The sequence below is a fragment of the Dyella terrae genome (assembly GCF_022394535.1).
GTDB lineage: Bacteria > Pseudomonadota > Gammaproteobacteria > Xanthomonadales > Rhodanobacteraceae > Dyella.
In genome coordinates, this window is record NZ_CP089414.1 from 889,131 (window position 1) to 912,531 (window position 23,401).

The window sequence follows — 23,401 nt, forward strand, 5'->3', positions numbered from 1 at the left end:
TGGAATTCATCGCGGCGAAAGTCCGCTGATATTGACCCAGCCCTCGATGCTTCCCTTCGTGGCGTTGCGATACGTCACCCGAGCCCAATGCAGATCCGCGGAAACGTCCTCCACGTCGACATGATCTCCCCGCACAAGATGGCGCCCCGATGTGCCATGGCCTGGCTTGTCATACATCGGTAGGTGAGGCGCGATCACCTGCGCACTGCCGTGAACGATCGCCAAGCTGTCGCGATGCGCGAGGACGCGTGCGATCACGCGGCCACGGTCGTCGTAGGTCAGCAAGCGACCGATGGGCGTGTCTCCTTGCTTGACACCAAACAGCCGCTCCAGCGCCGGGTTGCTGTCGATACCGGCGTCCTCGGTCGACTGATAGAGATAGATCCCACCATCGGCTGCATAGCGATAAGCATCCAGGTTCCAGCCCGCCCCGCGGCACGCGCTGAACAGCGTGCGGCTCTTGGGGTCGACAGTGACGCTCGAAAGGCCTGCGCAGCTACCGCTTTGCTTGACCTCCAGCGGCACGAAGCGCTGCCCCGCTGGATCGAAAAGGAAGATCTGGTAGCCCTCGGTCACACCGTCGTAGGAATCGACGATGGCGACATCCTGATGGCCATCGAAATTGAAATCGTCCGTTGCCAGGCGGTAGCCGCCGTCCGCATCGGTCGGTTTGATATTCAGCGTTTGCGTCTTTCCGCTCAGCAGAAAGCGAATCACGATGCGATTGGGCGATAACGTCACCCGGGCCTGGGTTTGCGGGTCGACCTGGATGATGGCGGCCTCTTCCGCTCGCGCGTGAAATGCGACCGCCAAGAGCAGGAGCGGGCACGCCCAGCGAGACCATTGGCCCCTCCGGGCATGAAAGATCGGCATAACACCATCCTAGGGAAAGGGCGCCCAAGCCACGGTACAGCATAAGAGTGACGCCGCCGGATGTCTTTTCGTTGTGATCATGGCCAAGCCATTCGATGAATGGTTTGGCTCTAAATGCCGCTCGATGCAGGTGATAGCCGCCATCTATCACCGCCATTCAATCAATCGACTTCACTCTGGCCGACTCGTCGCCTACCGTACACAACAGACGTAGCTAATACCCATGGCCCATACAGAGTGGCCTTGCCTACGATGTTCCATGCGAGGTGCATCCATGCAAACCAAAGAATGCTGGCGCTCTCCCGGCCGCCACACCAGTGGCGCGAACTACGCCACACTGCATCGCTCGCGACATCGGCACGTCGGTGACATTCGTTTCGCGATCGTCATGGTGTTTGCTTTCGCACTCGCCTGTGGCCTGGCTTTCAGGAGTGATGCCGAGCCAGGGACGTCATCCTTTTCGGCCCACGTGCACGGCCACACGCTCGGGCACCATCAGGCGTCAGCCGCTCACGGCTGACGTCGCGCGGCGATGTCGGCGGCACTGAGTCGTCCCTGCTGGTCGCCAAAGTGCTGGACCACGTAGTTGGACAGCGCGGCAATCTCGGTATCCGAGTAAGCGCGGCCAAACGACGGCATGAAGATCTCTTGACCGCCCACGTGCAGTACCGAGCCGCTGATGATGATTTGAGTGAGATTGGTGGCGTGCGGATCGCGCACGGAACGCAGGCCGGTCAACATGGCATAGTCGGTCTCGCGCCCCTGACCGCTTTGCGTATGGCATCCCACGCAAGCCCCCACGAATAGCTGCTCACCCAGGCTTGTGGTCGCGACGGCTGATGCCGGTACGGCAGTCGTGGGGGCCGGCATCGCTGCACCACCCTGCTGGGGTTTGACGTCACGCAGGTAAGTGACGAGTGCGGACAGATCGGATGGGGTGAGGTATTGCAGGCTGTAACCCACCACCTCGCCCATCGGCCCGGAGGCGGTGCCTCGACCTGCAGCATGGCCTTTCGAGAAGTAGTCGACCAGCTCTTGGTCGCTCCATGAGCCAACGCCATGCTCCTTATCGGACGTGATGTTGTAAGCCTTCCAGCCCTGCAACTCGGCGCCTGCCAAGGCCTTGCCGCTATCCATGGCAAATGCAACGTTGCGAGGTGTATGGCATTCGCCGCAATGCCCCAGGGCTGTGGCGAGATACGCGCCACGATTCCACGCCTCTGATTTGCCCTGCTCCGGCTGGAACCGCTCCTTCTTGAGGAACAGCGCATTCCACAAGCTCAGCGTCCAGCGTTGGTTGAACGGGAAAGACAAATCATTGGGGCGCGCGGGTGCACGTACCGACGGCAAGCTGAAGAGATAGGTCTTGATTGCCACGATGTCATCGCGGCTGAGTGCGGTGTACGAGGTATAGGGGAACGCGGGATACAGCGGGCGACCTTCCTTGTCGACGCCGGCATGCAATGCGCGCACGAAGTCGTCGTCGCTCCAGTTACCGATGCCGGTCTCCGGGTCTGCAGTGATGTTCGATGAGTAGATCGTGCCGAATGGCAGCTTGAATGCCACGCCACCCGCAAACGGTTGTCCACCCGGAGCTGTGTGGCAGGCCTCGCAATCGGCGGCACGCACCAGGTACTCACCGTGCGCCATCTGCGCCGGAAGATCAGCCGGTGCCCCCGCCCCAGCGGGCTGCGCCGCCTGCTCGTTACCGCTGTGCGTGACGGAAACCAGTGCGTAGACGGTGAATCCGGCCGCGACCAGGACGATCGCGCCGACGAGTGTCCCGATTACTCGCCCGATCTTCATGCGAGCCTCCCCATCGGCGAGGCCGACGATGTTGCCGACAGCACGGACTTCAGTGCGTCCTTGTCTTGCACGAGCGCCGAACGATCGATAGGCAAGGTGCGCAAGCGCACGCCCGTTGCCGCGAATATCGCATTCGTCAGGCTAGGCATGGCCATCACCGTACCGGTTTCACCGATACCACCCGGTGACTCCTTGCTCGGCACCAGATGAACCTCGATGGGCGGCGTTTGGTTAAGTCGAAGCACCCGGTAATCGTTGAAGTTCCGCTGCTCCACGGCGCCGTTCTTCAAGGTGATGCCGCTGTACATGGCCGCACTCCAGCCGAACACCAGTCCGCCCTGGATCTGTGCCTCGACCGTGTTGGGGTTTACCACCGTACCGCAATCGACCACCGCCACGGCCCGGCGCAGCATGACTTCACCCTGCGGTGACACCTCGACATCCGTCACTACACAGAGGTAACTGCCAAAGGGCGCAGCGAGTGCGATGCCACGACCGTGACGCGCAGGCACATCGCCTTTGCCCCAGCCGGACTTCTCTACGGCCAGCTCTAGCACCGCCTTGGCGCGGGGATTGTCGCCCAGGATCGCGCGCCGATAGTCCACCGGATCTTTGCCGACGGTGTGCGCGAGTTCGTCGACGAAGCTTTCGACGACGAACACGTTATGTGTTGGCCCCACGCCACGCCACCAGCCGATCGGCACACCGTCGGGCATATCGTGCCGCACCCAGTCGACGCGAAGGTTGGGCACCTCGTAGGGCAGTTCGGCCGCGCACTCCACCAGGTCGGAATCCAGGCCGTTCTTGCCCATGGCCGGTGGCGCGAACGTCGCCAGAACCGATGCACCGGTGGTGCGATCCTTCCATGCCAAGGGTCGCCCTTGGTCGTCGAGCGTGGCGGAGATGCGGTCGTAGTAGGCGGGACGATAGCGATCCTGCGCGATGTCTTCCTCGCGCGTCCAGATCACCTTGACTGGATAATCCACTTGTCGGGCGATGCCGACCGCCTGCCCAACGGAATCCTCAAACAATCGCCTGCCGAAGCCGCCGCCCATGTACTGGTTGTGCACCTGGATGCGCTCGGCCGGCAGGCCGGTCACCCGCATGGCAACATCGACGCAGCGCGCCGGCACCTGCGTACCGACCCAAATGTCGCAACCGTCCGGACGCACGTGCACCGTGGCGTTGATCGGCTCCATGGTGGCGTGAGCCAACAAGGGCATTTGGTAGGTGGCGGAAACGACCTTGCCCGTGACCTTGTCGACGTTACCGACCTCGCGCCCCAGGATAGGCGTGCCGTGTTCGGACGCATCGGCCAGGTCCTTGAACAACTGCTCGGTGGTGAATTGGTGATTGGCACCCGCGTTCCATTGGATAGTCAGCGCATCCAATCCTTTCTTCGCCGCCCAGAAATGTTCGCCGATGACGGCGACCGCGTTATCCAGCTTCACCACCTTGAGTACACCGGGAATCGCCCGAGCGCGCGTATCGTCCACCGATGCCAGCGTGCCGCCGAATGTCGGGCACGCCCGCACCGTCGCCACCTTCATGCCGGGAACGCGGATGTCGATGCCGAACGGCAAGGTGCCATCGACCTTCCCCGGTGTGTCTACGCGACGCATCGGTTTGCCGATCAGCTGGAAATCCTTGGGGTCTTTCAGCACGGGCTTGGCGGGTGGCGCGATGCCCGCTGCAGCGTCCGCGAGTTCACCGTATCGCAGCGTGCGTCCGCTGGCCGTGTGCGTGACCACACCGCGCGCCACGGTGCATTGCGATGCGTCTACCTTCCAGCGTTGCGCGGCGGCGGCCACAAGCATGGTGCGCGCGGCGGCGCCGGCATCGCGCAGGCTGGTCCAGCAAAAGCGGATGGTGGTCGACCCACCGGTGGCTTGATCACCCAGCAACGGGTTGGCGTACAGCTTGCGATTCGCCGGCGCGTGCTCGACGGTGATCTGATCCAGCCCAACGTCCAGTTCCTCGGCAAGCAAGGTGGCCTGCCCGGTATAGGCGCCTTGCCCCATCTCGATGCACGGCATCACCAGCTGAATGCTGCCGTCGCTCCCCACGCGCACGAACGCATTGGGTGCGAAGCGTGGATCATCCGCGTTCAGTCGCGTGCCTTCCGAGAAACCCCACACCCGGCTCGCACCACCCAGCCATATAAAGGCCACCACCAGCCCGCCACGCTTGAGTAATTCGCGACGCGCGGGGTTCTGTAGTTCGATCTCTTCCTGGGCGGGATCCACGCGAAGCATCATGGCGAAGTCTCGACAGTCGGCAGTGAATGGGATGCCAGAGGTTCAGGCGATGGTCTGCGGCAGCGTGATCTGACCGGTAGCGGCTTGCTTGATCGCCGCACGAATACGCACGTAGGTCCCGCACCGGCAGAGGTTGCCCGACATGGCCGCATCGATGTCTTCGTCGGTTGGCGTCGGCTTCTGCGTCAGCAGCGCTGCGGCGGACATGATCTGGCCGGTTTGGCAGTAACCGCATTGCGCCACTTCGATACCCAGCCATGCCTGCTGCACGCGCTTGCCGAGGTCGGTGGCGTTCAGGCCTTCGATGGTGGTGATCTTCTTGCCTACGGCGCCTGTCACGGGTAACACGCACGACCGCACAGCCTCGCCATCCAGATGCACGGTGCACGCACCGCACTGGGCCATGCCACATCCAAACTTGGTGCCGTTGAGGCCCAGCACGTCGCGCAATACCCATAGCAACGGCATATCGTCGGGCACGTCGACCTGGGTGTCCTGGCCGTTGATGGAAAGAACGATCATCAGGGTCTCCCGGGCAAGGCAAGTATGTGGTGGCAACGGGCTACCGGAAGCGCCATGGACCCAGGCCGCGTCGCAGCACCGTCATGAACACGCATGATCTTCCTCTCCGCCGACGAAAAGACAAGTGAAGACGCTTTCACCTGGCAAGCCACCGGTTGCGCTGGCGTCCCTGCCCGGCTTGATAGAACATCGACGCGTCCCGTTACTGACTGCGTTCATGAACGTCGCCCAGGAATTCGAGCCGCTCTACCGTGCCGCCCAGGCGCTGGACCTGCGTGGTGATAGCGGCGAGGCCGCGCTCGTCACTATCACGCGTACTCGCGGCTCCACCTTTCGCCGGGCTGGCGCCAGCATGTTGGTGCATCGCGACGGCCGCATGGTCTGCGAGCTGTCGGGTGGGTGCCCGCAGCGGGATATTGTGCTGCGCGCGCAACGGGCGATGGAAACGGACCAGCCGGCCATCGTGGCGTACGGTCGCGACAGCAACTACGACGTCATGATCGAAACCGGTTGTGGTGGCGAGCTGGAGGTATTGATCGAGCCTTGGCGGGAGCCGGATGACGTGCGCTTCCTCCATGCCATTGAGGCGCTGAGGACGCGGCGCATCCCTGGCATCATGGCGTCGTTGTTCGCTACGGACGACCTCCCCGTGGCGCGGCGCCCCTGGCGCCTGGTCCAGAGTCATGGCGACCGTTGGACAAACATCACCCATTCGGCACTGGAGCAGCAAATTCTTGCGCACCTGGCGCAGACCACCACCCTGCCCGGCAATGCCATGGCAACCCGCCTGCACGACGCCGAACGGCATCACGATGTGCTGCTCGAATGCCTGCAGCCCCCGCATGCCCTGGTCGTGGTCGGCGACGGCGTCGGTGCAGGCATGCTCGCCCGCCTATCCCATCAACTCGGCTGGCACACCACACTGGTGGGCACCAGCGAAACAGCGAACTCGGAGGATGGTGGCGTGCACCGTGTGTTCGCTACGCCAGCCACACTGACAGCTGCTGTAACGCTCGACAGCCTGACGTCCGTGGTGGTCATGACGCATCGCCTGGAGCGCGACCTGGCCTATCTGGCGCCACTAATGGCAACGCCCGTGCGTTACATCGGCGTCATTGGCTCCCGGCAGCGCGCCGAACAGATACGCGCGGCCTTTCCGGATGACGATCGTCTGCACGCGCCCGCCGGTCTCGATGTCGGCTCTGAAACACCGCAGGAGATCGCCCTCGCCATCGCCGCGGAAATTCTCGCTACGCGCAATGGTCGCAGCGGCGGCTCGCTGATCCGTTCGCAGGCGCCCATACATCCATGACTTCATCGCATGCCCATACTGGCGCCGTGATCCTCGCTGCCGGAAGTTCCAGCCGCTACGGCGCGCTCAAGCAACTGATCGCCATTGATGGCGAACCCATGGTTCGACGCATCACGAGGTACGTGCTGGCGGCCGGTCTGCATCCGGTCGTAGTGGTGGTGGGCGCGCAAAGCGACCGCGTCACCGACTGTCTCAGCAATCTGGATGTGTGTGCCGTGAGCAATCCGGATTGGGCTACGGGCATGGGCAGCTCACTGGCCACGGGCGTCACGACATTGATGTCGCAGGCGGCGCCGTTGCAGTCACTGATGGTGATGCTGGCCGATCAGCCGGCGATCAAGGTGGGCGACCTGGAGCGCATGCTGGCGACCCATGTTGCCCGGCCCAACCGCATCCTTGCGTGTCACAACAAAGGCGACTTCGCGCCGCCATGCATCTTCCCTCTGACTTACGTCGACGAGCTCATGGCCTTGAGCGGCTCAGAGGGCGCGCGTGTCTTGCTCGACCGGCATGCTTCGGATGTCCAAAGCTTCGACTTGCCTGCAGCGTTTCAGGACATCGACACACCGGACGACTACAACGCCTGGCAGACCGAGCGCGGCGACCCGTCAACGGGCTAAGCTCGAGTAGACCCAGCCGTCTCGCCTGAGGCCGCGCACGGATACCTGCGAGGCATTACTTCGCGTTGAGTTCCTTCCAGCGCTGATAGACCTTGATCGCCTCCGTACTCTTCTGCTGGATCATCGGCATGCGGCGCTCACCAACAGGCTTGCTGAACTCGGCATAGAACGTATCCAGCTCGAAGTACTTGCGGTCGTCACGATAGAACGGCGCGTAATCCTCGCGCGTGGTGATGTAAGTCACCTGTCGCGGGCTGCAGTAGTACATCGCACCCAGGCACATCGGGCACGGACTGGCCAGGATGTAGAAGTCGCAATCGGTCAGGTGCTCGGTCCCCAGCTTTTTGCAGGCTTCGCGAACGGCGAGGATCTCCGCATGTGCGGTCGGGTCGCCGGTCTGGGCCACCCGATTCGGGCTTTCGGCGATGACTTCGCCATCGCGAACGATCACGGTGGCAAAGGGGCGTCCACCCTCCTCCACGTTCTTCATGGCGAGGTCGATGGTGCGCTTTACAAAATCCATGGGATACCTCAATTCGGTGGTGAATCAGAATGGCTTGGTCGGCAGGTACTTGCCGTCGAGCGTGATCACGGCGCGGGAGCCGCCTTCCGGATCGTCAATCTTCTGGACGTCCAGCTTGAAGTTGATCGCACTGATGATGCCGTCGCCGAACTTCTCGTGAACGAGCGCCTTCAGCGTGGTGCCATAGACCTGCAGCATCTCGTAGAAGCGATAGATGGTGGGATCGGTCGGCACGCGATCGGGAATGCTGCCGCGCAGCGGGATGGTCTGAAGCAGCGCGACAGCATCGCCGTCGAGACCCAACTTGGCGGCGACGACCTGTGCGGCTTCCGCCGGCAAGGCATGCTGTCCGAGCAGTGCCGCCGTGACAAAGGCGAGGCTTAGGCCTGTGCCTTCGGTGAGTTGCTCGAAGGACAAGTCCTTCTTGAGCTTGGCGGCGACGATGGTTTCCGCCAGCGCCTGGCGGGCGAACGGGTGATGTTGCGACTGGATCATGGGGTTTTGCTCTCTGTGGATGGCAAGGGAATCAGGCGGCGCTGGCGTGCGCAGCGGGCATAGCGGAGGTGTATGGATGCGTCGCAAGCGAAACGAAGCGACCAGTCATGCCGTCGAGCGCATCGATGGCGCCCGACTCGATGTCGTACACCCAGCCATGCAGGGTCAGGCGACCCTCTTCAAGCGCCAGTCGCACGGAGGGGTGCGTCTTGAGATTGGCCAATTGAGCGATCACGTTCTCGCGCACCATCGCCTGCACGCGCTCGGCAGCGCCCGGGTGATGTCGCGCTTCGTTGACCACGCGCGCCGAGTCCGCGTATCGCAGCCAGTGACGCACGGCCGGCATGTGATCCAGACAGGTACAGGATGCAATGGCCGTCATCGCGCCGCAGTCGGAGTGGCCGCAGATCACAATGTCAGAGACCTTCAGTGCGGCAACCGCGTACTCCACCGAGGCCGATACACCACCCGGCTCTGGTCCGTAGCACGGCACGATATTGCCCGCATTGCGAATCACGAACAGGTCGCCGGGCTCGCGCTGAGTTACCAGCTCAGGCACCAACCGGCTGTCGGAGCACGAGATGAACAAGGCACGCGGTGCCTGATGATTGGCCAGCTCCCGAAAGAGCCCGGCGCGCGTGGGAAACGCTTCGCGCTGAAACCTCAGGAAACCGTCGATGATGTCTTTCATGGCAGTCACTCCAGGACCCTGCGGGTCGACGGAGCACACGGTACGCCGCGCCATTCATAAGGTAAAAGATCCATTTCCTATAGAATGCATAGGCACACCTTATGGGTAAGGCATCATGCTCCTGCGCCACATTCACTACTTCCTGGCGGTCGCCGACCATGGTGGCTTCACCCGTGCGGCGGCGGCGCTCCATGTCTCGCAGCCTGCACTGTCGCAGCAGATCCGGCAGTTGGAGGAAACCCTCGGCACACCCTTGTTCGATCGAAGCGGGCGATCGACGCGATTGACGGATGCAGGCGAGGTCTATCAGCGTTACGCGCGACGGGCGCTATTGGATCTCGATGCGGGCAAACGCGCATTGCACGACGTGCAAGACCTGAGTCGCGGCACACTGCGGCTCGGCGTAACCCCCACCTTCACCGCCTATCTGGTCGGCCCGCTGATGGAGGCGTTCCACGGGCGCTATCCGGGCATTGCCCTGACTGTGCGCGAAATGCCCCAGGAGCAGATGGAGGAGCTTCTGAATGACGACCAGCTCGATGCGGGCATCGCCTTCGATCCGGTGCGCTCTCCCGACATCGCCACCCAGCCGCTGCTCACGGAAACATTGGCGCTCGTCGTGGGTAAAAAGCATCCATGCGCGGGTAAACGCACCATGGGACTGCACGCCCTGAACGATGAGTCGCTGGTGCTGCTTTCGGGCGAGTTCGCCACGCGCGAACAGATTGACCGCTATTGCAGGCAACATGGCGTTAGGCCCCATGTCGCCATCGAGGCCAACTCGATCAGCGCCGTGGTGGAGATTGTGCGACGTACCGCCCTCTCCACCCTGCTGCCGGCGGCCATTGCCGAACAGAATGCGGAGCTCTCTGCGATTTCGCTTTCCCCTAGCCTGCTTGAGCGCACGGCTGCGCTATTGCATCGCAAGGATGCCTATCAAAGCGCGGCCCTCCGCGCATTTATCGAACTGGCGCTTGAAGATCGCCAACGCGGAAAGCGGCGACGCAAGTAGTGCCTTTCGCCATGGTGATGTGTCTTTCATGACCATCCTCTCAGTGATGGATTGCATGCCGGCGCATGGCCGGCATCGTTTGATCCCTCGAGGCGAAACCTCTCGCTGGTATCGAGAGCCTCACGCAGGCCAGCTCGATCCCCGGATAACGCTGCAGAACTTGCCGGCATGGAAGTGCGGATTCTTATCGGCAAGCACGTCCGCCTTGACGTTACCGAATGTCGTATCAGGCTTGTGTTTTATGCCGTCGTAGAAGGCCTGTATGATGTCTTCCTTGAACTGATGTCCGCGCGGATGCGCCTTCACGACAGCATCGCGCTCGGCATCGCTGTACTCGGCGTAGGTCAGGCCAAGCACGTCCATTTCCACGCCGGCGGTCACCAGTGCGATCAAGGGATGCATATGCTGTGGAATCCCCGGTGTGGTGTGTAGCGCAATGGCCGCCCATACCGTGTCGATGTCGTACTGGTGTATGCCGTGCCGCCTCAGGAAATCGCGAGCGGCGTTGGCGCCGTCCACTTCGAAACGCTCATTGGGGCTGCTATGGCGCGGCGTCAATCCCATGTCATGGAACATGCAGCCGCAGTAAAGAAGTTCCGGGTCGAACCTGAGTCCCCGCTGCTTGCCGGCCAGCGCAGCGAAGTAATAGACGCGACTGGAATGGTGAAAAAGCAGCGGTGATTCTGTATCTCGCACCATATCCGTGATTTCACGGGCGAACTGGCTGTCAGGAATGGCAACGCCGTTGATGCTGAGGGACATGCTGGATCTCCATAGGCTAGGGAGATCCATTTTCAGCAACCCCATCAATGTCATCAATCGGCGTGATACGCCATATACTGCCATTTCACGCGTCATGCGGACGCATGGGAATTTCACTGTCGTGACCAGAACCATTGCCGTCGTCGCCCTGCCGGGCGTGCAACTGCTAGACGTTTCAGGACCCCTGGATGTCTTTGCGCAGGCGAACATTGAGGCTGGCGAGGAGTTCTATGCACTGAAGGTCATTGCCTGCCAGCGGGGCCCCATCCACAGCTCGTCTGGCGTGCGCCTGCTGGCCGATGGCATGGCGGGCGAATGGAGCGAGCGCGTGGACACCCTGCTGGTTGCCGGCGCCCCGCACGCTGCTCGGAGCACTCTCCCGCAACACATTCTGCAATGGCTGCGGACGACCGCCGTGCGTAGCCGGCGCTATGGGTCGATCTGCACGGGTGCGTTCGCGCTCGCCGCCACCGGCCTGCTGGACGGGCGCCATATCACCACCCATTGGTCTGCAGTGGATGACCTAAACCGCGCCTATCCCTCGCTCCAGATCGACGAGGATGCACTCTATGTGCGCGACGGGAAGCTGCGTACGGCTGCTGGCGTCACCGCTGGGCTGGACCTGGCGCTGGTCCTGGTCGAAGAAGACCTGGGCCGCGATATCGCCAAGCGGGTCGCCGGGCAGCTGGTCATGTACTTCAAGCGCCCAGGAGGGCAACTGCAGTTCAGCCGAAAGGGCGAAACACATCCCATGGGGCGCTCCGTGTTACAGGAGGTGCAACGCTGGGTCGCGACAACGCCTGACCTGGACCACAGCATTGCGAGCATGGCCAAGCGCGCCGGGCTGAGCCCTCGACACTTTGCACGCCTGTTTCATACCGAAGTGGGCATTACGCCGGCCGCCTGGGTGGAAACCACCCGCATTGCTGCCGCCCGAACGCTACTGGAAAACGGGCACGACACACCCAAGCTCGTCGCCTCCAAGTGCGGTTTTGCCAACGCTGACACGCTGCGCCGAGCCTTCCATAAGCACGTAGGCGTCACGCCCGCCGAGTACCGAAAGCAACATGCATCGCAACTCCAGTAGATGAGGTGGAGAGGGCCTGTCGAGCCTTCTCCAGCTCATCTGGGACTGCTGATGGGGCTGCATCAATCTGACGACGCTGCTGGTCTTAGCTGTCGGCGTTGCCGGTTAGACTGTCGCGCCTGCGAGCCGATCTCCATGCAGGAAGCAGCCCCGCACGGAGCAAAGAGACGGCACCAACGATCTCAGTGCCGCCCCATTTTTCCTTATAGATTTCGCGTAACCCTGAACCTAGTGACTGGTTTCAGCCTTGCTTCTCCACGTCGCTAGGCTTCCATGTCTTATCAAAGAAGGCCTTGGTGGGGCCGTACAGGCGGAAGATCACGAAGTAGCCCTTGCCAGGTATCGTCTTCAGCCAGTTCTTTCCTGCGCCTGGTGAATCGGGGCCAAAGTAGACATCGATAGAACCGTCGGCATTTTCGACGGGCTTGTCCATCATATTGATGGAAGGAAATGGCTGGCCACTATCCACACCAACTGCCGTGACCGAGTCATACACCGTCACTGACCAGAACAGAGCGACGGGAATGCCTTTGGGCAAGTGCAGTCGATAACGGTTCTGGCCGCGTAGAAACTCACCCTTCGAATCAACAAATGTCGCCGGATACTTGGCGCCCACATTCTCGATGTTGACCGCCATTACTGGGCTAGCGGAATAGGCATTGGTGAAGAACCCCGTGCGGGGATCAATGAAATTGAAGGTTTCCGACGTGAAAGTGGGATTGCCCGGGAACACATTGAGCCAGCGTCGGTCGTCGTACCACTTGCCGTTGGGTACGATCGTCTGCGGCTGATACGAGCCTGCGAGCCCCATCTTGATGGCCGTTTTCGCGGCAGCATCTAGCAGCGAGCGCGTGTGTTCGTCAAGGTGGAATGGCTGACCCTTGATGATGCCAAGTGCGGCCAACATGCCACGCATTTCCATGTCGGCCGGGTCGACGTATTCGCTATCGATGAAGCGCGAGAGCATATCGAACGCTGTGGCATCCCTCGGGTACAGCATGTTCACGGGCACGCCGGAGGCATCGGGGAATTGCATCGGCTTGGCCGAGGCTTCTTTGCCCAACGGATAGATACGCGTCTGCTCCATCACCTTCACCGGCCCATCGAGCTGCTTCGGATCCTTGAAAAAGCCACGCCAGAACACGAACACGTTGTAGGTCCGCGAACGATAAGGCAGATACCCCTTTGGAATCTCGCCCGTGTAGTCAGGCGGCACGATCAGGTACTTGGCGCCCTTGCCTTTGTCCGGTCCAGGCAGGCCGACGTCGCCGCACCATTGTCGACCATCAATCTCGCCGATAGAGCAGATTGGGCGCTGGAAGAAGTCATCGAGAATACCCTGCAACCCCGGCGGCGCCTCGATCACCATAGGGCCATCTTTCTTGAGATCCAGATAACCCATGGCGTAGATCACATCCGAGTTGGGTGTGGTGACCAGCGTCTTGGCATTCAGGCGCTCCTTCCAGATGGGAAGGACGTTATAGCCCGCGCCGAACTTCGCTTCCGAGCCTTCTTTCATGGCGTACACGTTGAGTGCCGGCAGCGCCCAGATGTAGCTCTGCACGCCGCGCTGGAAGGCCAGCTCATCGTGCAGCTTATTGATGTCGCTCAACGAGGGATAACCCTCTGGAAACGGGATGTCCGCCAGGCTGGTGTAGTGCGACGACGCGTCGTGCGGTGAAGCTTTAGTCGCCGGATGTGTCTGAGCGAATGCCACCTGGCCGGTCGCCAGCGCCACGGCTATTGCCGCAATCAAAGCGATGCGCATGTGATCCATCCTTCTGTCGTGTTTGAACGATGTATTTCCGCCGCGGCACGGAGGCGACACTGGCATTGCCGATGAGCCGCCATGGCAATGCCAGTGCTGGGCGCTACTTGGCGACCACCACGGCAGGCGGCACCCATTGCCCATCGGTCACCGCCGCCTGGGGCCAGTAAGCCCTCACATACAGCGAGAAGTCCCCGCCCTTGGGCGATGGCAACCAGTTGGAGTGATGCGCTTCGGCTGGCGGATCGGGTTGCACATAAATGGTCAACGAACCATCGTCATTGAGTTTGAGGTCCTTGTTCTTTGTACCCAGCGAGAAGCGCTTGATCGCATTCGGCGCAAAGAAGTGAAACTGGTCATACAACGTTAGCGACCAGAAGCCCTTCACCGGCGGCAGCTGACCCTTGGCGAAGGTCACCGTGTAACGCTTGCCGCCATTGAGGCGAATGCCCGCTTCGTCGAGGTCCTGATAGAAGTACTTCGTCTCATTCGGCTTGTTGACGAAAATGTTGGATCGTCCCACCGCCGTACGGGTGTAGTAGTCGGTGCCGAACTGGGCGCCGTTGTTCTGCGTGGTCCATCCATTAGGAAGCGGCAAGCCGTAATTGCGAAATTGCAGCAGCGGCCCGATCAGATCCTGATCGGCCTTCTTGGCCTCATCGATCATGGCGGCTTTAAGTTTTGGATCCTTCTGCGCTGCGGCGACAACGGCAAGCACCTCCGCGTAACGCGCTTCTTCGCCCGGTAGTGGCGGAGCATCCTTCAGTACCAACGGCAACTCATCGACGAACTTTTCTGGGAATACCCAGCGTGTCTCTTCCTTACCGGAGGACTGCGACGGGTAGGTTCGCACCTTGTTCCAATCGCGCTGCTTCATCTTGCCGTCGAACATCGACAGCGGGTACATAGCGATTTGGTCGATCAATGGCTGAATCGCTTTCTTGTCTTCGGCAGTGTCATCCTGAAAGACGCGGGGAATTACGAAGCCCGTGTTGGTCTTGGAGTGAAATACACCCGCGATGCCTTTGGGTACCTGCCCCTTCCAGTCAGGACCCACCAACAGATAAAAGCCTGGTTTGCTGCCATACATGGCACCGAGATCGGCGAAGGCATCGGTTCGAAGATCGACGGCCTGATAGACCCAGAAGCGGTCGCCAAAGTCGGGCACTTGGATCACTGCAGGTTCGACGTCGAGGCCAATGCTGCCTGCACCATAAACCACGTCCTGATTTGGGCAGGCGACGAGTCGCTCTTGCGGCTCGATGTAGTCGGTCAGCATGGTCAGCTGATTGAGCGGTGCCACTGGCACGATCCCGCCCATACGACCAGGCTCGGGCAGGTCCTTGAAGGCTTGCCGGCGGTTGTAAATATTGAGCATAGGCCACGCCCAAAAGTAGGCTTCGCGGGCAACCATGCGGGCGTACTCTTCGGTGATCCGGGTACCAGCAATCGGGCCTGGAGGTAGCGCTTCTGATCTCACGCTCGCCTGTGGACTTGATGGCGAGGGTGATGCAACCGAGTCCGCAGCGTGCGTAATCATTATCGTTATCGGCGTTGAGGCCGCAAAGGCCATGCCGATAGCAAGCGTAACGATTCTTCCCTTGAACACGGCCGACCCCCGCTGTGCGATAGGAGGCACAACAATAAGCTGCGTTTTACAAGTCAAGCCACCGTAAAACTACGGTCAATCAATCAGTAAGAATCACATGGCCTTCCTGTACGCGCTCACCCAAAGGGAGCCCATCATGCGTGAGAAGCTTTGCATCCGGCTCATCTTTGGGGTGATTTAGCGGGCCAATGAGATGGGCAACCTTCGCCTTGGCGGTTGAACGCTTGCTGCAGGCGAACATGAACGTGACGCCCCTCTTAGTCCCTCGCCACGATATGAATCGCGCCATTCCATCCGGCTTATGCATACTCATGGAACGAGAGAAGGACGTCCGCGGTAGACATCCCGTATCCCGGCCATGAAGGTGGCCGGGATACGGGCATGGAACCACTCAGAGCTTCGCGTCCAGCTTGATCCACAACGTACGACCCGGCTCGTTCACGCGTGTGGTGTTGACGTAACCGGCTAGCCCCGCGGTTGCCGCATTGACGTGCTCGGCGTAGGTTTTATTGAACACATTGTCGATGCCGGCGCTCAGCGTGTAACGCCGATCGATGCGATAGGCTCCGTTGAGCGAAAAGACGCCAAAGCCTGCGCTGGGCCCAAGGTCTTGGCCGACGATGTTGCCCTCGCCTTCAGCCACACGATGCTGTGCGGTCACCAGTCGCCACAAGGCACCCACCGACCAATGCGATGCTTCGTAGCTCAAGCCTAGGCGCGCATCAAGCGGCGGCATCTGCGGCAGCGGACGGTGCTCCGTGCGATTCTCGCCCCAGGTGTAGGCAAGCGTGATGTCTGTCTTCCAATGACTGTCGATGGCGTAGCTTGCACCCGCCTCACCGCCCGCAATACGTGCCTGCACGTTGCTGGCGTAACCCACGTCCATCGCACTCACTGGGTAATGCATCAGGATGAAATCATCGACGACGACGCCATACGCCGAGACCCAGGCCTTCAGGCGATCGTCGCGGTACTGCATACCAACGTCCAACTGCGTGGTGCGCTCCGGCTTCAGCGAATGAAAGCTTTCCTGTGTCCCTTCCACGTGTTGGCCGAACAGCTCCCAGTAATCCGGAAACCGTTCCACGTGACCAATACCGGCATAGAACGTGGCTGATTGGCTTGCCAGATCATGTTCGTATCGCACGAAACCCGACGGCAACGTATCGCTACGACTGGCCGCAACCTGTGCAGGCATGGTGGACATATGCCCCATGCCACCCATGCTGTCGTCACCCCCCAAGCCCGCGTCCAACGTGTATCCGCGCGCTTGAGCCCGGTCCATGCGCACGCCGGAGACAAGGCGCTGTGACGGCGCGAACGCCCAGCGCGCCTCAGCGAACGTGCCAATGTCCTGCATGCGTGCATCGCGCACGCGGGGCTTGTCCTTGTAATAGCCCATCCTGCTGCCCGGCGGCCCGCCCATGCGGTTGTCGTGCACGCTGACCGAACCGTCGAAACCGCCCTGAAGTTCCAGTGCGTCGCCCCAACGCCAAGTCCCCACGGCACGGCCACCCGATGTTCTGCGATCCACATCCGATGCCATCGCCATAGGCATCATGCTGCCAGGGTCTGGCTCACGCAGCGTGTAGTTGTCCATTACATGATCGGCGTAGTTGGTGTAGGCCTGCACTTCCAGCTTGTCCCAATGCGTCGTCAAGTGCTCCTGCGTCCATTTGAGTGCCACGCTCTCGCGCAGGAACTGTGCGCCGTCCATGCCGCTGAATGCATAGGCCGCATCGCCGTTGCCCTTGCCCGCCGTCAGCTCTATACGGGCGTCGTCGGTGGGCGTCCAGCCAATAGTGGCATCCGCGTTCCAGCGGTCGTACTGAGAGTGGACGCGGTTTCCATCGCCGTCCTTATAGTCTTGTGAATGCGTGTGGTTGGCGCTGACGCCGATGTAGCCAGCAGCGTTGCCGGCACGCAGATCCAGGTTCTGATCGTTGCGGCCTGCCGAGCCGAACAAGATGCTCGCATCACCGTCAAGCGTCGATTGGGTGTAACGCTTGAAGTCGCGATCGAACAGCACAACGCCCGCCGAATTTCCCGGCCCGTACAGCACGGTTTCCGGGCCCTTGATGATCGTGACGCGATCGAAGAGCTGAGGTGCGATGTAGGCCGTTGGCGGATCCATACGCGAGGGGCAGCCACCGGCGATCATGCCCCCATCGATGAGGATGTTTAGCCGCGACCCACTCATGCCTCGCAGCAGCGGATCGCCATTGCTACCGCCTTTGCGGATGGTGGAAAAGCCGGGAATGCTTTTGAGGAAGTCGGCGCCGTCGCTGGCTGGCACGGGCTGCCGCGGCTTCTTGGGATCCACGACGATAGTGAGCGGGCTGTCCTGCATGGTGGCCGTGACCACCACTGGCGTGAGCGTAGTCGAGGGGGTGGTCGCGAGATCTGCGTCGCCAGCGTGTGCTGCATGGCCAAGCGCGATGCCAAGAGCCGCAGCCAGCGCGCAGCGCGACGCCGTGGAGTGAAGGAGGTAATTGGGCATGGTGTCGATGTCCTTGATGCGGCCGACGATCGCCTGGCGTCAGGCAGGCGCGCGCCATCCGACGCTTGAGCGCCAGAGGTGCCGCGCGCACGAACGCGCCGGCCGCACGATGAGTCCGGGGATAAAGAGCGTTGAAATGTCGCGAGATGCGCTGACTCAGTTAGCCAGCGAAAGCGCCCAGGAACCAGGATGGAGGCCCGCGCGCACGCTGGCGTTGCACGAGGTGCGCCGTGCCGATTGGCAATGCGAATGGCGCGGTAGCGTCCGCCGGCGGAATGGCCGGAATAGAGAGAGCCCATGCACCCGAGGAAACGGTGCCATGCGACACGAGTGCACAGTAGGCACACGCATCAAGCGCATCGGCGTGATGATGATCTCTGGCGGGGTCGGGGGCTGCGTGCTGATCTCCGCCACACATGGCCGCCATGGGAGCTGCCATCGCGACGCGGGAAACACTGGGTGCGACCACCAGCAGGCATGTCGCCAACAAGGCGAGCCAAGCGACAAACTTTCGCCGAGCGCGTCTGCGATCCATGCCAAGTCCCACAAAAACTTGCGACATGATGGCATGACTGAATCGTCAACGCCGCCGATGTGCGCTGTGACAAATCGACACGCGGATTAAAGCGCGGCAGCAGGCTGCCTGCGCCATTGCACTCTTGCGGAGATTGCCGCCGTCGACAGCACTCAGGAGGCCGATGGCCTTTGCGCGTGATGCTTAATGCAAGGGAGACGCGGCCACCTTCACGTGCCGCCACGGCGGCAATGTTCGGTGGAGATGAACTACTTGTCGTTATCCGGCCAAAGAATGGCTTGCGCGACGACCACGTACTGCCCGTTGAATGTTGCTGAGGGAGAGCCGTAGAGCTCGTAACCCAGCGCGAGCGCCTCCGATACTCTGTGACAGAACGAAGCGTCGTCCTTGCCGGTGAGCAGGCGGTACCTAGGAAGGCCATCTGGTGGGCTACTGGACATGGCTTGACCCCCTCAGAACGAAATCAACGATCGCGCCGCATGGCGATAACAGCTCCGTCAGCATGCCTGTAACGGAAGATCTAACGCAATCGCCTCGTCTTGGGGCTCACATAGCTCGAATGTGCACTGAGGCACACCCCGCACTCATCGTCCCTCATGAACAGACAATGGCGCCTATTGTTTCACGTCAAGCTCGTCGGTCAGCTCCTTCACACCGCTTACGCTCCGCACGAGCATGTCGATCCTGGATTTCTCTGCATCATCCTGGACTCGACCACGTAGCACCACAGCGCTGTCCGAGACAATGACAACGACGCGATGCCCCGCGTCCGAAAGCAACGCATCATTCGCGATAGCGCGCCGAACGGATGCCTGTAGCTGTGCGTCTGCCGAACTGTGTACCTGCGACGCTGCCTGATGCGTAGGCGCTGGCGCCGCCTGAAATGCCAAGGCTTGCCCTGCCACCCATATCGCTAGCCCAGCCATCATTCGAAGCCTCATGCCTGCTCCTTATGCCGTAGATGCCGACGCCGCTTTACGTATTTGTCGCCATGGACCGTGAATCAAGCGTGCACTCGATGTTGCCGGCAGCCAGCTTTCATCGATGCGCGAAGGGGGCTTGCGGAATAGCCGCAAGTCCCGAACGACTACTCAGGTACCCATGTGCAACTGTTCAACCAGCGCATGAATCTCGGCGAGCTGCCGAACAATGGCGTCACGGCGTTGTGATGATGTTTCCTGGTCGTTGGATTCAAGGGTCCCGGGATCGATCAATCGCAGGGAGCCCACCAGACGATGAATAAGAGCCTGTTGCTGTTCGGTATCGCCGTTGACGATGGCTGAATCCAGCTTGATGACATCGGCCTGCCCCGCAGCCAGCAATCCTTCGAGCAGCTTCTTCACCTGGGCTTCCGAGCCGAATATCCCTGCCAGATACGACAGCTTGTCTTGTCCCGGTGAGGTCCGGACGACCGTCGCGCCGCCCGAGATGCCCTCAATCTTTGCCCGCAGAGCATCCAGCTGTACGGGCTTAGCCAGGAAATCATCCATGCCGGCGCTTCGGCACTTCTCCACCTGCTCTGGCAAGGCACTGGCCGATAGCGCAATGATGGGCAGGTGTCGCTGAGTGCTGACTTCTGACTCGCGGATGCGATAAGTCAAGGCATAACCGTCCAGCACAGGCATGTGGCAATCGGTAATAAGCACATCGAAATGATCAGCCATCAGTGCGTTCCATGCACCCAGGCCATCCTCAACGACGACATGCTCATACCCAAGAAGATCGAGCTGCCGGTCGATCACTGCACGATTGATCGGGTGATCCTCCGCTACAAGCACGCGCACTGCATACGCCCCCGCAGCCTTCGCAACCAATGCCGGCCTCCGCTCATCGAGAAGACCCAGCGCCATGCGACAAGCATCCGTGACTGATCGCCACAGCAACGGGCTTCCACACAGCATGATTCTGTCGTCATCCACGTAAAACCCACGGGGATCGGTATCCGGAAACACGTGGATAGTCGGCACGCCAATGACGCTTACGCCCTGCCGGATGAGTGACGTATCCGCGATAAAGAGATCCACGTCCTCTAGCGTAAACTCCGGAATATCCACAGCGTCGACTTCCATAACGGCCAGCCCCATGGACGAAAGCGCATTGGCCAACTCCCTCTCGATGAAGTTATCCCGCGTGCAGACAAGCGCTCGCTTTCCATCCAAATCGGGAAGGGTTGACGCGCCGCGCAGAACGGGAAGCACCACCTCGAATATCGCGCGCGTACCACCACCCGCCTCACTGCTCAGCTGAACGGAGCCACCCATCATGTGAGCCAAGCGGCGACAGATGCTAAGACCGAGCCCAGTGCCGCCAAAGCGACGTGTCGTAGAGGCTTCAGCCTGCGTGAATGGTTGGAACAACCGAGCCAGCTGATCGGGCGAAATGCCAACCCCGGTATCCGTGACGATGAATCGCAGCCGTTGCCCACCCGCGACCTCCCCCGCCATGTCGACGCGAAGCTTTACATGGCCCGAAAGAGTGAATTTCAAGGCATTGCTCAAGAGATTGTTGATGATCTGCCGTATGCGATTGGCATCGCCCCGATACTCGGAAGCAAGGCGCCAGTCCAACACCAGATACAGCTGAAGCGCCTTCTGTTGAGCTCGCGCGGCAAAGGTGCCCACGGCACTATCCGCCAACAAGCGAAGATCGAAAGGCTCCGGCTCAAGTTCCAGCTTCTCCGCCTCGATCCGCGAGAAATCCAGGATGTCATCCAGGATCTGCAATAGAGCCACTCCGGAGTCTTCCACCATGCCAACCATATGCGCCTGCTCGGTATTCAATGGTGTTTTCGAGAGCAACTCCACCAACCCGAGCACGCCGGCCATGGGCGTACGAATTTCGTGACTCATCATGGCGAGGAAGGCACTTTTGGCCGCAACGGCGGCCTCGGCGGTTGCCTTGGCCTCCAGCAGTGCCTGCTCTTGCTCCTTCAGCGTGGTTACGTCGGCGCAATAAACGCTCCAGAAATAGCCGCCCCGCCCCGCCGGCTTCAGTTCGCCACCGAGCGCACGTATCCAACGGGTTCGCCCATTAACGTGAACGGAGAACTCGATAGTCTCTGAGTGTTGCGATTGATAGAACTGATCGATCAGCGAGCGAACTGCGTCACGATCCTCCTTGCGCATGGCATCCAGCGAATTGGCGCGACCGGAAAGTATGTCTTCACGAGACATGCCAAACAGGGTCTGTGTGGGTCCGCTGACGTACTCGTAAGTGCGCAGGCCGTGCGCATCGATATATAGCCGCATCACGACACCAGGTAGATTTTCGTTGGTGTCGATCAGCCTTTGCTCCGAGGCACGGGCTCGCGCCTCAGCGTCACGCATCCGTTTGTAAGCGAACCCTATGATCGTTACCACAGAGGCACTGATAGCGAGACCTAGAAGAACCCAGCCCCACGGCACGCCATAGTTATAGCTTGCGCGCAACCACCGACTACGCATGGCCTGTCGCTGGTTGTCCTTCACTCCTCCGATCACCCCATCGACCAGCGGCGCAAGACGGGCTTTATCCCGACTGACGCCAAAGGAGAAGTCCTGATCCAGGCCCGCAGGTGCCACTACGCGCAACGTCGCGGCGTAGCGGTCACGAATCAGCGCGTCGATGGCTGGCAAGGTTCCGATGTACGCCGAAACCTCGCCGCGCTCCAGCAGCAAGAGCCCCGCCTCGTTGCTCGCCACCGGTACTAGTTGGGTCTTCGGCATGAGCATCTTGAGGCTCTCGATCAACCCGGTCTCTTCGCGCACTGCTGCTTTTCTTCCACGAAGATCTTCCGGTCCGGCAATGGCGGGGCCATTGATGCGCGCCACGATCACTACCGGAAAATGCTCGTAAGGACGAGTGAATGTCATGCTCGATGGGTCGTAGTCGGCCGGCATGGCTGCCGCCACCATGTCGATCTCTTTGGCGGCAACGCGACGTTGCAATTCGTTTAAGTCCCTCGCTGGCACGAACTCCAGCCGCAAGCCAAGATTGTTCTTGACCAAGGACAGATAGTCGGCAGCCAGACCGCTCGGTGCTCCGTCCTTGTTGGTGAAGCTATAAGGAAAACGATCGGCCTCGTAGCCCACCCGAATCGGCCCTAGGCCGGCAAGCCAGTGCAGGTCATCATCAGTCACGCCTTGACCGTGCGGAATCGGCGCTAACAAGTCGACATTGAGCCCCCATCGCGCCTTGAGGTTGTCCAGCTCGTCACTGCTGATGGATGTCTCTGCCTTTCGCAAGATGGAGACGAGCATCGATTGGTCACGCGGCACTGCCAGAGAGACCCGTATCACGCCCAGGTCAGGTAATCGGGACAGAATGACCAGATCATCGCGCTCACGCTCCGCGAGTGCCCAGCGCGTGCGGCCTTGGGAGCCGATAAATGCGTCAGCCCGCCCATCAGCGACCATGTCCATGGCTTCGTGCACATCATCAGCGAACACAATGGTGGCAGCTGGAAAGCGATCTTTGATCTGCTGCGTGTAGTACTTGCTAACCCTCTCAACGGCAATACGCGCATTTACCAAGCTCTCCTCTCCAAGAATCTTCAGATCGCCTTTTCGGGCGACCATCACAAACCCTGATTCCAAGAACGGCTTCAGGTAGTCAAGGCGGTCGCTACGGCCATACGGCTGCCCTACCAAGAGATCGAACGGAATGGGTTCGCTGGAGTCCTCGAATGTCACGCCACTCCAATCGGTGAACGGACGAAACTGCAGCCGTAGACCCGCGCGGCTGGCCAACAGTTTCGCGTAATCGACCCCAATGCCTTCCGGCGAGCCGGCGACCCAGGCCTCAACCGGAAAGTGGTTCCCCGCAAACACACCAACCTGAATAACAGGGTGGGCCTCGATCCATGCCGATTCTTCTGGAGTCAGCGCCACCTGCCCCTGACTGGCCGCATGGCTGGATGAGCCAGGAAGGAAGGTCAGAAGAAACATGAAGAGCCCGCTGAACAGGGCGGGGAATGCTCCCCATCCATGCCTCCTCGGACACGAGGTGCTCGATTCAGTACTGCCCGTAGGACGACTGCGACTCATAGGC

The 23,401-nt window shown here is 60.9% G+C and carries 19 protein-coding genes; 4 read left to right on the plus strand and 15 right to left on the minus strand.

Features of this window, described 5'->3' with window-relative positions; genetic code table 11:
- Positions 1–6: 6 nt before the first annotated feature.
- The 4 genes from DYST_RS03580 to DYST_RS03595 form a co-directional block, all read right to left on the minus strand.
- Entirely contained in the window at positions 7–813 is an 807-nt protein-coding gene (locus tag DYST_RS03580; protein WP_239950114.1) for an FG-GAP repeat protein, read from the minus strand.
- 570 nt (positions 814–1,383) lie between these two features.
- Positions 1,384–2,679 (minus strand): c-type cytochrome, encoded by a 1,296-nt coding sequence (locus DYST_RS03585; protein ID WP_239950115.1) that lies wholly within the window; start codon positions 2,677–2,679, stop codon positions 1,384–1,386.
- The gene (locus DYST_RS03590; protein ID WP_239950116.1) at positions 2,676–4,937 is read right to left on the minus strand and encodes a xanthine dehydrogenase family protein molybdopterin-binding subunit; all 2,262 of its coding nucleotides are present in this window, start codon (positions 4,935–4,937) and stop codon (positions 2,676–2,678) included. The genes DYST_RS03585 and DYST_RS03590 overlap by 4 nt, the downstream gene beginning before the upstream one ends.
- Before the next feature lie 42 nt (positions 4,938–4,979).
- Positions 4,980–5,459 carry a (2Fe-2S)-binding protein gene (locus tag DYST_RS03595; protein WP_102304055.1) on the minus strand — a complete coding sequence of 160 codons (480 nt, stop codon included), beginning with the start codon at positions 5,457–5,459 and terminating at the stop codon, positions 4,980–4,982.
- Between the two features lie 124 nt (positions 5,460–5,583).
- Between DYST_RS03595 and DYST_RS03600 the strand changes: the two genes are divergently transcribed.
- Together DYST_RS03600 and DYST_RS03605 are read left to right on the plus strand one after the other, a co-directional pair.
- On the plus strand, positions 5,584–6,771 hold the full coding sequence (locus tag DYST_RS03600; RefSeq protein ID WP_239950117.1) for an XdhC family protein: 1,188 nt from the start codon (positions 5,584–5,586) through the stop codon (positions 6,769–6,771).
- Positions 6,768–7,391 (plus strand): nucleotidyltransferase family protein, encoded by a 624-nt coding sequence (locus DYST_RS03605; protein WP_239950118.1) that lies wholly within the window; start codon positions 6,768–6,770, stop codon positions 7,389–7,391. Before DYST_RS03600 ends, DYST_RS03605 begins: the two co-directional genes overlap by 4 nt.
- 55 nt (positions 7,392–7,446) lie before the next feature.
- Here DYST_RS03605 and DYST_RS03610 read toward each other — a convergent pair whose 3' ends face one another.
- From DYST_RS03610 to DYST_RS03620, 3 genes are read right to left on the minus strand one after another with little or no spacing between them, the layout of a single operon-like run.
- Positions 7,447–7,914 carry a nucleoside deaminase gene (locus tag DYST_RS03610; RefSeq protein WP_102304052.1) on the minus strand — a complete coding sequence of 156 codons (468 nt, stop codon included), beginning with the start codon at positions 7,912–7,914 and terminating at the stop codon, positions 7,447–7,449.
- A 24-nt stretch (positions 7,915–7,938) separates the two neighbouring features.
- Positions 7,939–8,409, minus strand: coding sequence for a cyanase (gene cynS, locus DYST_RS03615; protein WP_239950119.1), 471 nt, complete (start codon positions 8,407–8,409; stop codon positions 7,939–7,941).
- 31 nt (positions 8,410–8,440) lie between these two features.
- Positions 8,441–9,100, minus strand: a complete 660-nt coding sequence (locus tag DYST_RS03620) for a carbonic anhydrase (protein WP_239950120.1) — start codon at positions 9,098–9,100, stop codon at positions 8,441–8,443.
- 115 nt (positions 9,101–9,215) lie between these two features.
- Between DYST_RS03620 and cynR the strand changes: the two genes are divergently transcribed.
- Entirely contained in the window at positions 9,216–10,112 is an 897-nt protein-coding gene (gene cynR, locus DYST_RS03625) for a transcriptional regulator CynR (RefSeq protein WP_239950121.1), read from the plus strand.
- A gap of 120 nt (positions 10,113–10,232) precedes the next feature.
- Here the strand turns inward: cynR and DYST_RS03630 are convergent, their stop codons facing one another.
- On the minus strand, positions 10,233–10,970 hold the full coding sequence (locus DYST_RS03630; protein WP_239950122.1) for an HD domain-containing protein: 738 nt from the start codon (positions 10,968–10,970) through the stop codon (positions 10,233–10,235).
- 25 nt (positions 10,971–10,995) lie between these two features.
- Between DYST_RS03630 and DYST_RS03635 the strand changes: the two genes are divergently transcribed.
- Entirely contained in the window at positions 10,996–11,961 is a 966-nt protein-coding gene (locus tag DYST_RS03635; protein WP_239950123.1) for a GlxA family transcriptional regulator, read from the plus strand.
- Between the two features lie 241 nt (positions 11,962–12,202).
- Here the strand turns inward: DYST_RS03635 and DYST_RS03640 are convergent, their stop codons facing one another.
- The 7 genes from DYST_RS03640 to DYST_RS03660 all read right to left on the minus strand — a co-directional run bounded on the left by DYST_RS03640 (position 12,203) and on the right by DYST_RS03660 (position 23,298).
- A complete protein-coding gene (locus DYST_RS03640; protein ID WP_239950124.1) occupies positions 12,203–13,729 on the minus strand; it encodes a DUF1254 domain-containing protein in 1,527 nt (508 codons plus the stop codon).
- A gap of 103 nt (positions 13,730–13,832) precedes the next feature.
- Complete coding sequence (locus DYST_RS03645; protein WP_239950125.1) at positions 13,833–15,395, minus strand: DUF1254 domain-containing protein; 1,563 nt, start codon at positions 15,393–15,395, stop codon at positions 13,833–13,835.
- Positions 15,396–15,729: 334 nt separating this feature from the next.
- On the minus strand, positions 15,730–17,838 hold the full coding sequence (locus DYST_RS03650; RefSeq protein ID WP_239950127.1) for a TonB-dependent copper receptor: 2,109 nt from the start codon (positions 17,836–17,838) through the stop codon (positions 15,730–15,732).
- Between the two features lie 160 nt (positions 17,839–17,998).
- Positions 17,999–18,400, minus strand: coding sequence for a DUF2946 family protein (locus DYST_RS24265; protein ID WP_428993957.1), 402 nt, complete (start codon positions 18,398–18,400; stop codon positions 17,999–18,001).
- 221 nt (positions 18,401–18,621) lie between these two features.
- The gene (locus tag DYST_RS03655) at positions 18,622–18,813 is read right to left on the minus strand and encodes a DUF1737 domain-containing protein (protein ID WP_239950129.1); all 192 of its coding nucleotides are present in this window, start codon (positions 18,811–18,813) and stop codon (positions 18,622–18,624) included.
- Between the two features lie 174 nt (positions 18,814–18,987).
- The gene (locus DYST_RS24270; protein WP_428993958.1) at positions 18,988–19,314 is read right to left on the minus strand and encodes a BON domain-containing protein; all 327 of its coding nucleotides are present in this window, start codon (positions 19,312–19,314) and stop codon (positions 18,988–18,990) included.
- 150 nt (positions 19,315–19,464) lie between these two features.
- Positions 19,465–23,298: an ATP-binding protein gene (locus DYST_RS03660; RefSeq protein ID WP_239950131.1), complete on the minus strand. Its 3,834-nt coding sequence runs from the start codon at positions 23,296–23,298 to the stop codon at positions 19,465–19,467.
- Positions 23,299–23,401: the final 103 nt, after the last annotated feature.